Annotated in this window: 6 protein-coding genes; 5 read left to right on the forward strand and 1 reads right to left on the reverse strand. The window is 54.4% G+C overall.

The window, feature by feature from the left end; all coding sequences use genetic code 11:
* The first annotated feature begins 85 nt into the window (after positions 1–85).
* From ACO08I_RS27935 to ACO08I_RS27950, 4 genes are all read left to right on the forward strand, one after another.
* Positions 86–1645: a polyamine aminopropyltransferase gene (locus ACO08I_RS27935; RefSeq protein WP_421947776.1), complete on the forward strand. Its 1560-nt coding sequence runs from the start codon at positions 86–88 to the stop codon at positions 1643–1645.
* Positions 1646–3106: 1461 nt separating this feature from the next.
* Positions 3107–3622: a phage tail protein gene (locus ACO08I_RS27940; protein WP_282775337.1), complete on the forward strand. Its 516-nt coding sequence runs from the start codon at positions 3107–3109 to the stop codon at positions 3620–3622.
* Positions 3623–3697: 75 nt separating this feature from the next.
* Positions 3698–4321, forward strand: coding sequence for a leucine-rich repeat domain-containing protein (locus tag ACO08I_RS27945; RefSeq protein ID WP_282775338.1), 624 nt, complete (start codon positions 3698–3700; stop codon positions 4319–4321).
* 218 nt (positions 4322–4539) lie between these two features.
* On the forward strand, positions 4540–8592 hold the full coding sequence (locus ACO08I_RS27950) for an HYR domain-containing protein (RefSeq protein WP_421947777.1): 4053 nt from the start codon (positions 4540–4542) through the stop codon (positions 8590–8592).
* A gap of 622 nt (positions 8593–9214) precedes the next feature.
* Here the strand turns inward: ACO08I_RS27950 and ACO08I_RS27955 are convergent.
* Entirely contained in the window at positions 9215–9460 is a 246-nt protein-coding gene (locus ACO08I_RS27955) for a hypothetical protein (protein WP_421947778.1), read from the reverse strand.
* A gap of 684 nt (positions 9461–10144) precedes the next feature.
* Here ACO08I_RS27955 and ACO08I_RS27960 point away from each other — a divergent pair.
* Positions 10145–13090, forward strand: a complete 2946-nt coding sequence (locus ACO08I_RS27960; RefSeq protein ID WP_421947779.1) for a M12 family metallo-peptidase — start codon at positions 10145–10147, stop codon at positions 13088–13090.
* The last annotated feature ends 1628 nt before the right edge of the window (positions 13091–14718 follow it).

The following is a 14718-nucleotide window of genomic DNA, read 5'->3' on the forward strand; positions in this document are numbered from 1 at the left end:
TTACAAAATAGGGCATTGCTTTTATACAGAGCCTGTATCTTAGCACGCTGTAAATGATTGTATCGTTAAAAGTAGAGAAAAGTCCATGCCCTTCCAAAAAAATCGCGCTGAGAAAACCGTCCTGGGGATTGCCATTTTCATTGCCGGGCTGTGCTCTATCATTTACGAACTGTTGATCAGCACCACTTCTTCCTATTTTTTGGGCGACAGTATCACGCAGTTTTCGCTCACCATCGGGTTTTATATGGCTGCCATGGGATTGGGTTCTTACCTGAGCCAATGGTTTCCGGAAGAGCGCCTGGCCGCCTGGTTTATCGGCGTGGAGGGCCTGCTGGGGCTGGTAGGCGGGGCGAGCGTGCCGCTGCTGTATTTTTTCTTTACCCGGGTTTCACCGGAGGCCTATCAGGGGCTGGTGTTGGGATTAACTGTAGTCATCGGGGTGCTCACCGGCTTTGAAATTCCCCTGCTGGCGCGCATTATGAAAAAGTACTACCCGCTGCGGGAGAACCTGGCTAATGTGATGTCGCTGGATTACTTCGGAGCCTTGCTGGCGACGCTGCTGTTTCCGTTTTTGCTCCTGCCGTTTTTTGGGCTATTCCGGAGCTCGGTGTTTTTTGGGCTGGTCAATATAAGTCTGGGGGTTTTCATCCTGCTCTATTTTGCGGGCCGGTTACCGCGGTCGCTGGTCCGTGGGATGTTTGGTGTCACCTTAGGCATCAGCCTGGTTTTCGGTATCCTGCTTTACCAGGCACAACCCCTGCTGGAAGACTGGGACAGCCGTTCCTACCCGCACCGTATCGTGTACAGCGAGCGCACGCCCTACCAACAGTTGACGGTGACCAAAAACCGGTCGGACGTCCGCCTGTACATCAACCGGGTCATCCAATTTTCTTCCACTGACGAGTACCGTTACCACGAGGTCCTGGGCATCATCCCTCTGGAAGCCGCCCCTTATCAGGAGCAGGTTCTCATTTTAGGTGGGGGAGAAGGGCTGCTGGCGCGGGAGGTGCTCAAGCATCCCGGCGTAAAACAGGTGACCATTGTCGATCTGGACCCGGCCGTCTTCCGCCTCGGGCGGGAGCAACCTTACATCCGAGACCTTAACGAAGGCGTGCTGGACCATCCAAAGGTGCAGACCATAGCCCAGGACGCCAGTCAGTTCCTGGCAGAAACCGAAAACTACTACGATCTTATCCTTGTAGATTTGCCTGACCCCTCCAACGAAGCCGTGGCCCGCCTTTACAGCACCTGGTTTTTCGGTATGGCCCGCAACCGCCTTACGGCAAATGGGGTGTTAGCCACGCAGGCCACAAGCCCCTTTCACACCCGCGATGCCTTCTGGTGTATTGTGGAGACCCTAAAGGCGACCGGCTTCCGGCACGTACTGCCCTATCATACCTACGTCCCCTCCTTTGGCGACTGGGGCTTTGTGCTGGCCGGGGCGCAGCCGCTTGCCATTACGCCCTTCCGCACTAACCTGCCCGTGCGCTATCTGGACGGGGAGGTCGTGGAGGCCATGCTTCATTTCCCCGACGATTCCGCCCGCCCTTCCGGTCTGGAGCCCAACCGCCTGGACCAGCCTGCGTTGCTGGATTACTACCTGGAGGATTGGGAGAAGTGGAGCCGGGAGGTGGTGGTGGAGTGAGGAATTTGCTCTGGTGCGCTTTGGAACTGCAAAACAGCGCAATGTAACCCATACGGGCCTTCGGGAATGCTCTGCCCGCTGAAGTAGATACGAAGGAGGGTAAAAGGGGCGAGCAGTGCTGTAGGTGCAGTCTTGGGTTACCAGCCTTCGCCTAGGGCTTCGGCGGGCGGGGAGGGCAGTGCCGTTAGGGTATACTTTGAGCGTAGGCCTGGCTTGGGCGTATGCCCTAACTTTGGGGTGGGCGGTGTGCGACGCTCTACGAGGTCGGAAACCTGGAAGGGGTTTGGGGTGAGTAATATTCGACGCTCTACGAGGTCGAATGGGCTGTTGAGGTGTACTTTGAGCGTAGGCTGCTCCGGGGAGTATGCCCTAACTTTGGGGTGGGCGGTGTGCGACGCTCTACGAGGTCGGAAACCTGGAAGGGGTTTGGGGTGAGTAATATTCGACGCTCTGCGAGGTCGAATGGGCTGTTGAGGTGTACTTTGAGCGTAGGCTGCTCCGGGGCGTATGCCCTAACTTTGGGGTGGTCGGTGTGCGACGCTCTACGAGGTAGGAAACCTGGAATAGGAGTGGGGTGACTAATATTCGACGCTCTACGAGGTCGAATGGGCTGTTGAGGTGTACTTTGAGCGTAGGCTGCTCCGGGGCGTATGCCCTAACTTTTGGGTGGGCGGTGTGCGACGCTCTACGAGGTCGGAAACCTGGAAGGGGTTTGGGGTGAGTAATATTCGACGCTCTGCGAGGTCGATTGGGCAGTGCTGTTAGGGTATACTTTGAGCGTAGGCCTGGCTTGGTAGTATGCCCTAACTTTGGGGTGGGCGGTGTGCGACACTCTACGAGGTCGGAAACCTGGAAGGGGTTTGGGGTGAGTAATATTCGACGCTCTGCGAGGTCGGTTGGGCTGCTGGGGTATACTTTGAGCGTTGGCTGCTTTGGGGAGTGTGCCCTAACTTGCGGGTGGGCGGTGTGCGACGCTCTACGAGGTCGGAAACCTGGAAGGGGTTTGGGGTGAGTAATATTCGACGCTCTACGAGGTCGAATGGGCTGGGCGGTTAGGGTATACTTTGAGCGTAGGCCTGGCTTGGTAGTATGCCCTAACTTTGGGGTGGGCGGTGTGCGACGCTCTACGAGGTCGGAAACCCGGAAGCGGTTTGGGGTGACTAATATTCGACGCTCTGCGAGGTCGGTTGGGCTGCGGGGGGTATACTTTGAGCGTTGGCTGCTTTGGGGAGTGTGCCCTAACTTGCTGGTGGGCGGTGTGCGACGCTCTACGAGGTCGGAAACCTGGAAGGGGTTTGGGGTGAGTAATATTCGACGCTCTGCGAGGTCGGTTGGGCTGCTGGGGTACACGTTTAGCGTTGGCCTGGCGCTTTTTTAGAATAGCAGGGTAACCTTTTTGACAGGGTTCAAATAGAGTCTAAAGAAACATCAATTATTCAATTACTATTTAAACTTTAGACGATGGACCCATTTATTGGTCAGATTACCACCTTTGGATTCAACTTCGCCCCACGCGGCTGGGCCTTTTGCGAAGGGCAGTTGATGCCAATCAGCCAGAACACGGCACTTTTCTCTCTTTTGGGAACGATCTACGGAGGCGATGGCCGGACTACTTTTGCCCTGCCTGATCTCCGGGGGCGCGTCATCATCGGGCCAGGGCGTGGGCCAGGGCTTTCCGACTACCGCCTTGGGACTCGAGGCGGCGCCGAGACCGTAACCCTAACCACTGCAGAGATGCCCAGCCATAACCATGGCTTTGCACTGGGAGACTCCGGTGTCTCTCCCGCAGGGACCAATGCCCTGATCGGTAAAACAACCGGAGCAGATACCATCTTTAACGGGACTTCTGGCAATGCTCAGCTGGCCGGTAGCGCGATCAGCAATAGCGGAGGCGGACAGGCGCACGAAAACCGTATGCCCTACCTTGCTATGCACAACTGTATTGCTCTGGTAGGCATTTTTCCTTCCCGCAGTTAAACCAGATTAAAAATTTTCCGGGGGCGTGCGGTATCTGCTTTGCGGAACAGCCGTCCCCATCTAATCCCTGATTTTATGCAAATTATCGTCAAAACAGCCCCCGAGGAGCTCCTGCGTGCCCGTAAGTGGTGGAATGACCTGGAAATGCAATGGAAAATGGCCTACAATGAAGCGGTCTTTGGTGCAGGCCCAACCCTTGCCCCTCCTGCCGATGATCCATTGATGATGCTCCTCATCGGTGTGGATACCCTACGCCTGGCTGGCCCCACGGCATTCAATTCCAATGTGAGCACGCCCCTGACCAACCTGTCGGGCCTGTTGCCCCTGTATAACCTCAAGTACCTGTCTATCACCCATATGAAACTCAGGGAAGTCCGCTCGTTGCGCCACTTCACCAAACTGGAGCACCTATTCCTCAATGAGAACCAAATCGAGTCGCTGCATGGCATTGAACCCCTCGTCCACCTGAAGGAGCTCTACGTGCAGCACAATCAGCTCCGCGACCTAAAGCCCATCCACAAGCTTACCAGGCTGGAAACCCTTTACGCCTCGGGCAATCAGCTCACCTCCCTGCAAGGCCTGACCCCGGCTCACGCCGATCACATGCGCCGCTGCTATGTGCTGCCGAATGAGGAGCTGCGCGACCGCGAAATTTTGCGGGTTCAGCAGGAGGCGGGGATCATTTGCCGCAGAGGTTGAAAACCCCCTGAGTTTACACTATTAATTTGTTACCTTTGGCTACTCTTCAGGAACTGCCCTTGTTCTGTAATCTACCTATCCTGAGGCATTTTGTCCTCCCTCTAAAATTCTGTACTGGCTTTTGTACAGCTGTACAAGGCATTGTTTTTAGCTCTTGTTTATTATTTCAACTCATGGAGCACGGGACATCCGTGCCTGCCTAAAATCCAATACTGATTATGAAAAAAAGAAGGTTGATATCTTTTTTTAAAAAAGTAAGCCTGTTTATTGGCCTGCTATTTTGTACCTCTTATGTGCTAAATGCACAAATCACCTTTGCCTCTGCTACCTGTGGCATTGCCAGCACGACCTTACAGCCCGCCGGCGATGATGGCAACAACCGGAATATTTTCGAATTTGACGATGGCAATATTGTCAGAGCGGAGTGGGATAGCGGACAGAACCGTTGGGAGATCAACCTCTACAGCGGCGATGGCATGGGCGGCTTTACGTTTTGCTGCACCTACGTCTACAATACCTCCGCCTCTGTTCCCAATCCGCCTAGTTTAAATCTGGGCACCTGGCAAAGTGACTTCTTTGGCATGGACTGTACGGCTTCAGGCTTCGTGCTTACCGGAGATGTCCAAAGCGATTTGACGACTGGCTGCAACGATACCGAAGACCCCGTCATTACCTGCCCGGCGGACATCACCGTGGATAACGACCCCGGACAGTGTGGCGCGGTGGTCAACATCCCCAACCCCAACGTTTCTGATGATTGCCCGGGCGTCAGCTTTGAATATGCTCCGGCTTCAGGTACTGCTTTTGATGTGGGGACTACTACTGTCACCGCTACCGCTACCGACGCCTCTGATAATACCGTTACCTGTACGCTGAATGTTACGGTGAATGATACCGAAGCGCCCACCCTCGTGTGTCAGGACCTTACTGTATACCTTGATCAAACAGGAAGTGTTAATTTTAACCCCTTGAGTAATGGGGGCATTATTACAAGAACGGATAACTGCGTGTTTGATAGAACGGCAGGTGTTAGTAATGCTCCGTCAGGCTGCGTCAGTACCTTCACACAAAATATTTCTCAGTCCGATGCTTCAGGGAATTTTGACCAGTGTACCGTAGTCTATACGATCCTGGATACGCTCGCTCCCATGGCAGTCTGCCAGGATATAACGGTTAATCTGAATACATCTGGGTTATATAACCTCGACCCAAATGAACTCGACGGCGGCTCCACTGATAACTGTGGTGTCGCGGGTTTCGGGATTAATACCACTGTCTTTGACTGCGATGATGTAGGGGAGACATTTCCTATCGAATTGATCGTTTCGGACAATACCGGAAATTTCGCGCTCTGCACGGCCAATGTCACCGTTCGGGATGGCGATGCCCCGACCGTTACCTGCGTAGCGTCACCAATAGTGCTTACCGATCGAAACAACGACCCCGGGGCGTGTTCTTACACTGCCCAGGGCACAGAGTTCGATGCAACCGCCACCGACAATTGTGGGGTAGCGAGCCTGACGAACAACTTCAATAACGCTGGTACGCTGGCCGGTGCGGCCTTCCCGGTGGGTACCACCCAACTGCGCTGGACGGCACTGGACGCAACCGGCAACCTGGACACCTGCAGTATCAAGATCAGGGTATTGGATAATACGCCGCCCACCGCTCTTTGCCAAAACCTCACCGTTCAGCTCAACGCAACCGGTAACGCCTCTATCCTGGGCTCAGATATCAACGGCGGCTCTACTGCTAATAACTGCTCATCCCAGCCCGTACCAGGCGGTATCGCCAGCCTTAGTGCAACAGCAACGGCTTTTACCTGTAGTGATGTGGGGGAGAATAATATATCCACGCTGACTGTCACTGATGTAAACGGCAACTTCAGTACCTGCGACGCCACTATCACCGTCGAAGACAACGTAGCACCCACTGCTCTTTGCCAAAACCTCACCGTACAGCTCGATGCCAACGGCAATGGCTCTGCCACCGCAGCGGCAGTGAACAATGGATCCGGAGATGCTTGTGGCATCCTCAGCCTCTCCTTAAGCCAAACCAGTTTTGATTGCTCAGAAGTGGGCCCCAATACTGAAACACTGACGGTAACCGATGTGAATGGCAACACCAGCACTTGTACTGCCACCGTGACCGTGGAGGACAACAATCCGCCAACTGCTGTGTGCGCTGACCCAACAGTCAATTTGATTAGCGATACCCTAATCACTTCCGTAGCCGCTTCCTTTTTTGACGGTGGTTCCTTTGCTATCTGTGGACCGGTTGATTTCTCCGCCTCTATGACGGATTTCGACTGTGACGATGTAGGTAATACCTACAATGTAACCCTGACCGTGACTTCACAATCCAGTGGACTATCTGACGTCTGTACCGCCAGCGTCACTGTAGCCGACCCCAACAGCTTCTGCTGCGCACCGCCTATGGCTGTCTGCGAAAACATCACCGTGCAGCTCGATGCCGGAGGCAACGCCAGTATTACTCCAGCAGGCATTGGCAGCAGCAGTACCGCCGAGTGCGGCTTAGCTTCCGAGAGTTTGGACATTATGGGCTTTGACTGTGCCGATGTGGGCGGGAATACCGTAACCTATACCATTACTGATGTCAATAACGAAAGCGGCCAGTGTGCCGCGACAGTCACCGTCGAGGACAACGTAGCGCCCACCGCCCTTTGCCAGAACCTCACCGTGCAACTGGACGCTGACGGCAACGGAAGCATTACCGCTCAAGATATCGACAGCGGCTCCAGCGACGCCTGCGGGATACAGTCCCTCTCGCTTTCGCAAACCGATTTCGGATGCGCACAAGTCGGTGCGAATACCGTGACCCTGACCGTGACCGATGTCAATGGTATTGTCAATACCTGCACCGCTACCGCCACTGTTGAGGACAACGTAGCGCCCACCGCCCTTTGCCAGAACCTCACCGTGCAACTGGACGCTGACGGCAACGGAAGCATTACCGCTCAAGATGTCGACAGCGGCTCCTGCGACGCCTGCGGGATACAGTCCCTCTCGCTTTCGCAAACTGATTTTGACTGCTCAGAAGTCGGCGCAAACAACGTCACCCTGACTGTCACCGACAACAACGGCAACCCATCCACCTGTGCAGCAACGGTTACTGTGGAAGACAACATCACCCCAACTGCGGTCTGCCTCAACACCACCGTAGAGATACAATCGGATGGCATGTACGATTTGCAGCAGAGTGATGTCTACGACCCGGCCAACAGCAACGATAATTGTTCTCTCAGCTCGGTAAGCTTCCTGCCTGCCACCTTCACTTGCGATGACGCAGATCAGGCCTTCAATATAACCGTGACGGTGAAAGACCCGAGCGGCAATACCAATAACTGCACCGCTACCGTAAGCGTGGAGGCAGGCAGCAGCCTGCCCGCTGAATGGACTACCAGTGATATCGGAGACCCGGGCAATGGCAGTGATTACACCTACGACCCCTGCGTTGGTAACAACCCGGGCCAGGGCGATTTTACCATCAGCACCGGAGGCTACAACCTCATCCCGCAAAATTCAGATAATCTGGCTTTCGCCACCGTACCCCTGTGCGGCAACGGCGGCATACAGGCGCGCATTGAAAGTGTGAGCGGCGGCTACGGCGGTCTGATGATACGCGAAAGCAGCGCGCCGGGCGCAAAGATGGTAGCCGTATACTCAAACCTGACCAATCTGCTGCGCCGTGAAACCCGGACGGTGACGAACGGCCCCCGGACCAGCGGCACCCTTTTTGCGGCCTTCCCGAAATGGCTGCGTTTGGTCCGTCAGGGGGATTACATCCGTGCCTTCTACCGCAACAGCAATGGCGGCAACTGGACCCTGTTCCATCAGGCGTATGTACCGATGGGCAACTGTGTGGAAATGGGCCTGGCGGTCTTTACCACCGACCCCAACGGCGATGCTTCTGCGGTCTTTAGCAGCGTGAACTATCAGAGCCAGGGCGTGCAGAATTTGTCTGCGCCCAATGGGTTAGTCTGGGAGGCTGAAACGCCTGAGGAGGTCAAAGCAAGTGTAGTGCCGAACCCGGTGCGGGGCCAGTTCATCCTGCAGTTCAGCAAGCCATTGCCTACCGCAGGGCAGGCTACGCTGCTCAATGAGTTTGGGCAGCGCTTATCCCAGCAGCCTCTGAGCGCAGGGGAGACGGAACTGGGCTGGGATACCGGCGCCTTGCCTGCGGGCTTGTACTTTCTGGAAGTGGTCACCGGAGATGGCTACCGGGAGGTGCTGAAGGTGGTGCGGCAGTAAGTTAGATTTTATTTTTTAGGTTGGAACTGCAGTTTGGGCTTGACCTGAGCTGCAGTTTTTTTTGTGCCTGGGGCAAAGGGGAGGCGGTCGCAAAGCGGCCGTGGCTTTGGGTGACGGAGTCTGGTCCTTCTCCGTCCGACGTAGCTTTAGCGCCAATATCCATCCATACGGACAGGTCCATACGGACAAGTTATGGGGAGTCGGAAATCTTAACCTTAGCCTCAACCTTGGCGGGGCAGTGCCGGGCTTTTCCTGGGGGAGGTTGAGGTTGGTCTTTGGCGGGGTCTCTGCGAGGTTGAGGTTGAGAGCCAGGCGATGGCTTCCTGGACCGACCGTAGACGGTCTCATGCCTGGGAGCGAGGGTTGGTCTTCGGGGCTGGGTCTGCCGGGGCGGTGGCTTGGCGCAAATCTGGCATTTTCTTTTCCTGGATGAACCTGCCTTCGCAAAGGCTACGGCAGGCGGAGGAAACAAAAATTCCCGGTTATACCGGGACTTATCGTTCTTAACGGGAAAATCGCAGACAGCCGACTCGCGCCTACAAACTCGCCTTGGTGCAGGGTGGGAAAATGGGGTGTGGGGAATAGCTTGATACCGGGTTTTCAGGTTGTGGGGCGTATTGGCTCAGACAATGTATCCGCGCCACTGGGTGGCCGTCGTCTGCCTGCGATTTTCCCTAAACGCTGCAATGCCGGGGGCCAGGCGGTGGCTTCGGGGCTTGGTCTGCCGGGGCGTTGGCTTGGGGGCGAGCAGTGCCGGTCGGTTGGTCTTCAGGAGGCGGTCGCAAAGCGACCGTGCCCTTTGGGTGACGCAGGCTGGTCCTTCTCCGTCCGACGTAGCTTTAGCGCCAATATCCATCCATACGGACAAGTTATGGGGAGTCGGAAACCTTAACCTTAGCCCTGGAGGGCAGCCCAACCACTTGCTATTTTTTTGAAACACTATTGTGTATACCCTAAATCGGGTATTTTTACTTTTTTTAAGTGTAGTAAGCAACATTATTTTGGGGTTGTCGTACATTTGAAATGTAAATACAGTTTGATGCGCTTAAAGCAAATTTTATGCTTAAAGTAAGTTGGGCTGCCAATTGATCCCAAAAACATCTGTTTACCATGTCACCCATTGCCCTTTGCCTCCGCAAAAATTGCCAATCTGTCTACCTGAATGACCTTCAGTACAGGTAGACAGAAGCAAAAATTCTTATTTTTCATCTGCCTTTTCCTTAATACTCCTGATTTTTCTGTTTGATAGCATCTTTGCCCCTAAAGCATAGGTCCGGAAGTGAAAACGCACCGTGCGGTCAGGGCAACCGAAAGCAAAAACACCCTCCATTTATTACTGAGTATTAAGACCGTCTCATTTCCAGCATAACAGTCTCTGCCTTACTGTTCGTTAGCGCAGTTGGGCTCTACTCCTATTGAGCATATTCCTCCCTATGCCGTAGATAGCATTTTGGGCGTTGGCCTGTACGATACAGTTCAACCTTTACCCGCTCGGCTGGCCTTAGCCTTGCCGTAGCATACGATATTACTTAAACCATCGAAACCCATTTTTATGAGACCGATTTTTCTATTGCTGTTATTCGGATTCTGTACCATGCCGACTTTTGGACAGGAGCAAAAGCCCACCTTCGACTTATTTGGTGACTCCAAACCTGAACCGGCTGAGAAAGCCTACAAACAAGTAACAGAAGGAACCCTGCTTACCATTGATTTGGAGGAATTAAAGGCCTTGCGGGAGGCGGCTCCCAACTATTTTAACATTGATATCCCGCTTACCAATGGCAACAGCCTTGAGCTGCACCTTGGTAAAATCAATATTTTCGCTGAAGGCTTTAAACTGGAAACAAGTAGTGGCAGCCGTACAAGTGATATTGACCTTGGAGTGCACTACAAAGGTGTCGTGGCCGGCCACTCCGGTTCGCTGGTGACCGTCAGTGTCTATGAGCAAGAACTCGTGGCCGTGTTCAGCGATGGCCGGCATAGCTATGAGCTCGCCAAATTGAACGATAAAGCAGACCGGTACATCCTTTACCGGACGGTTGACCTGGCAGAACGACTCAAAAAGCAATTGTTGCAATTCGAATGCCATACCGAAACAGAAGGCAGAGACCTCCCTGATTATACCGATGATCAGCTGTTTGGAGTAAGTGACAACCGAAACGGTTGTAAAGTAATACAGGTTTACCTGGTTGCTGATTTCTCCTACTACACCGTTTGCGGGTCTGATGTCACAGAGACCTCCAATCGGTTAACTGCTGTTTTTGCTCAAACAATGACCATTTATACGGCTGAGAGCATCAATATGGTGACGTCCGGAATTTTTATCTGGGACACAAATGACAACGCCTTTGATGAAGGTGCGGATTCGGAAACTCAGCGCAATCAGTTTCGGGATTATTACAATTCGACTGGTGCCGGCTGGCCGGGTGACCTGGCACAGCTGATTTCCGGAACTACCGTTTCGGCTACCGGAGGTGGGGGCATTGCCTTTTTTGATGGGCTCTGCACCTCTGATTCCTACGCACTGACCAGAGCGGGCGGCAGCTCTCCAATACTGGATTGGACCATGTATTCCCGTTTTGTAAAAGTGCTGACGCATGAGATCGGGCATAACCTGAATTCCCGCCATACTCATGCCTGCGTTTGGAATGGCGATGGTACGACCATAGACGACTATGGGAATGTAAGCCCTGGTGGTAATCCGTATGAAGATGCGGAAGGAGGGGCCTGCCTGGAGGAGCCCTACAAGCTTAATGTCTTCCCCACTATTATGAGCTACTTCGATAGCCGTAACCACGGTACATTTAATATGACCAACGGTATGGGGACACAGCCCGGCAATGTGATGCGCAATTATGTGATGAATGCCGGTTGCCTGGATGATGGCAGCAACGTCCCACCCGTTGCCCGTTGCCAGGATGTAACGGTACAGCTTGATGTGAATGGCAATGGCTCCACCACGGCAGCAGCAGTCGATGATGGTTCCTATGATGCCTGTGGAGGCCTGCAGCCCCTGGTCCTCAGCCAAACCAGCTTTACCTGTGCCGAAGTCGGTGAGAATACAGAGTTCCTGACGATTACCGATCTTGATGGGAATATCAGCTACTGTTTCCTGACGGTCACCGTTGAAGATAATATTCCACCCTCTGCCCAATGCCAAAATGTAACTGTGCAACTCAACGCAAACGGCAATGGCTCTATTACTGCCGCTGCTGTAAACAACGGTTCCAGCGATGCCTGTGGTATTCAGTCTGTTTCCCTCAGCCAGACCAGTTTTGGTTGTGCCGAGGTGGGCAGTAACCTGGAAACCCTTACCGTGGTCGATGTCAATGGTAATCTAAGCACCTGCAATACGACAGTGACGGTGGAAGACAACATCAAGCCTGTTCCGGTCTGCTTTGACCCCACGGTAGAACTGCAGCCCAATGGCCTGTACACTTTGCTGCAAAGCGACATTTACGATGCCATCAACAGTAGTGACAACTGCAGCATCGCTTCCGTAGATTTTCCGGGCGTCACCTATACCTGTGACGATGCTTATCAGACTTTCCCGGTAGTGGTAACGATTGAGGACCCCAGCGGCAATACCGGCCAATGCACCGCAATGGTCACCGTAGAAATCGGCACCGCCCTGCCCCCGGAATGGACCGCCAACGACATCGGTGATCAGGGTGATGGCAGCTTTTATGAATATGACCCATGTATCAATGACAACCCTGATCTTGGCGACTTCACCATTGGCACTGGAGGCTATAACCTCATTCCTCAGGATTCCGATAACCTGGCTTTTGCCAGCGTACCTCTTTGCGGCGATGGTGGTATTCAGGCCCGCATCCGGGACGTTGTTGGCGGCTACGCCGGGCTGATGATCCGGGAAAGCAGCGACCCGGGTTCCAAGATGTATGCGGTCTATTCCAATCTGACGAATCTGCTGCGGAGGGAAATCCGTTACACTCAAAACGGGCCAAGGAGCAGCAATACTTCTTATGCGTCCTTTCCTGAGTGGTTACGCCTGACCCGTCAGGGTGATCTCCTCCGGGCGTTTTACCGCAACAGCAGCGGTGGCAGTTGGGTGCTCTTTCATCAGGCCTACCTGCCGATGTCGAATTGTGTGGAAATGGGCCTGGCGGTCTTCTCTACCGACCCGTTTGGCAATGCAACCGCCGTTATTGGCGAAGTGCGCTACCTGAGTCAGGGCGGCAGTCTGGCTATGCCCAATACGATGGAGTGGACAGCGGAATCAGCTCCGGTTATCAAAGCCGGCATTCTGCCTAATCCGGTCCGGGATGCGTTTACCCTGCAATTCAGCAGGCCTCTTGTTGCGGAAGGGCAGGCGACGCTGCTTAACGAGTTTGGGCAGCTGATCGCCCGGCAGCCTATAATGGAGGGGGAGACGGAGCTGGACTGGAATGCTGCGTCACTGCCCGCCGGGCTTTATTTTCTGGAGGTCTTCACCGAAGATGGCTACCGGGAGGTGCTGAAGGTGGTGCGGCAGTAGGTTAGATTTTATTTTTTAGGTTGGAACTGCAGTTTGGGCTTGACCTGAGCTGCAGTTTTTTTTGTGCCTGGGGCAAAGGGGAGGCGGTCGCAAAGCGGCCGTGGCTTTGGGTGACGCAGGCTGGTGCTTCTCCGTCCGACGTAGCTTTAGCGCCAATATCCATCCATACGGACAGGTCCATACGGACAAGTTATGGGGAGTCGGAAACCTTAACCTTAGCCTCAACCTTGGCGGGGCAGTGCCGGGCTTTTCCTGGGGGAGGTTGAGGTTGGTCTTTGGCGGGGTCTCTGCGAGGTTGAGGTTGAGAGTCAGGCGATGGCTTCCTGGACCGACCGTAGACGGTCTCATGCCTGGGAGCGAGGGTTGGTCTTCGGGGCGGGGTCTGCCGGGGCGGTGGCTTGGGGGCGGGCGTTGCCGGTCGGTGGGCCTCCGGGTTTTTACATTTCGTACCTACGGCACGAGGCGATGGTTGGTCTTGGGTGTTACCTACATTTTGCCCCTAACGGGGCATTGGCTGTGGTTTGGAACTGCAAAACAGAGAAATGTACCCATACGGGCCTTGCTGCGCTTCGGAAATGTAAAACTGAAAAATGTAAAAGTGGCGAGCGTTGCCGGTCGGTGGTTCCGGGGTCGCTTCGCTGCTAATGAAGGTTTCTTTCCAAGATGGGAAATGGGGTGAAAATGGGTAATTGGGTGTTGGTGCGGGTAGTTCTTCCCCTTTAGGGGATTGAGGGGCAGTGTAGGCGGTTGTTTTCGAGCGTTGCCGGTCGGTTGGTCTTCAGGAGGCGGTCGCAAAGCGGGCGTGGCCCTGGAGGACGGAGGCTGGTTCTTCTCCGTCCGACGTAGCTTTAGCGCCAATATCCATCCATACGGACAGGTCCATACGGACAAGTTATGGGGAGTCGGAAACCTTAACCTTAGCCTCAACCTTGGCGGGGCAGTGCCGGGCTTTTCCTGGGGGAGGTTGAGGTTGGTCTTTGGCGGGGTCTCTGCGAGGTTGAGGTTGAGAGTCAGGCGATGGCTTCCAGGTCCGACCGTAGACGGTCTCCTGCCTGGGAGCGAGGGTTGGTCTTCGGGGCGGGGTCTGCCGGGGCGGTGGCTTGGGGCAAATCTGGCATTTTCTTTTCCTGGATGAACCTGCCTTCGCAAAGGCTACGGCAGGCGGAGGAAACAAAAAGTTCCCGGTTATACCGGGACATCGTTCTTATACTGACGATTAAGTGGTTTGCCACAGCAAACCTACTCAATGCATGCCCGTGTTCCGTTGCCTTTGGGCTTTGACCACCTTAAAGGCAGGAGGGTCAGCATTTACGCTGGGAAGTGGCTTGCGCCTGTCCTGACAAGCTATGCTTCGTCAGTGGCCGATGTCGCAAGCCACTTCGTATTGCGTATAACGGGAAAATCGCAGGCAGACGACTCGCGCCTACAAACTCGCCTTGGTGCAGGGTGGGAAAATGGGGTGTGGGGAATAGCTTGATACCGGGTTTTCAGGTTGTGGGGCGTATTGGCTCAAACAATGTATCCGCGCCACTGGGTGGCCGTCGTCTGCCTGCGATTTTCCCTAAACGCTGCAATGCCGGGGGCCAGGCGGGGTCTTCCTGGCGGGGTCTTGGGGCGAGCGTTGCCGG

It is taken from the genome of Phaeodactylibacter xiamenensis, assembly GCF_965229835.1.
Lineage (GTDB): Bacteria > Bacteroidota > Bacteroidia > Chitinophagales > Saprospiraceae > Phaeodactylibacter > Phaeodactylibacter xiamenensis.

Bases quoted from the DNA above. Each gene is read 5' to 3' on its own strand.
- ACO08I_RS27935 (WP_421947776.1), top strand. From the start codon at position 86: ATGCCCTTCCAAAAAAATCGCGCTGAGAAAACCGTCCTGGGGATTGCC.
- ACO08I_RS27940 (WP_282775337.1), top strand. From the start codon at position 3,107: ATGGACCCATTTATTGGTCAGATTACCACCTTTGGATTCAACTTCGCC.
- ACO08I_RS27945 (WP_282775338.1), top strand. From the start codon at position 3,698: ATGCAAATTATCGTCAAAACAGCCCCCGAGGAGCTCCTGCGTGCCCGT.
- ACO08I_RS27950 (WP_421947777.1), top strand. From the start codon at position 4,540: ATGAAAAAAAGAAGGTTGATATCTTTTTTTAAAAAAGTAAGCCTGTTT.
- ACO08I_RS27960 (WP_421947779.1), top strand. From the start codon at position 10,145: ATGAGACCGATTTTTCTATTGCTGTTATTCGGATTCTGTACCATGCCG.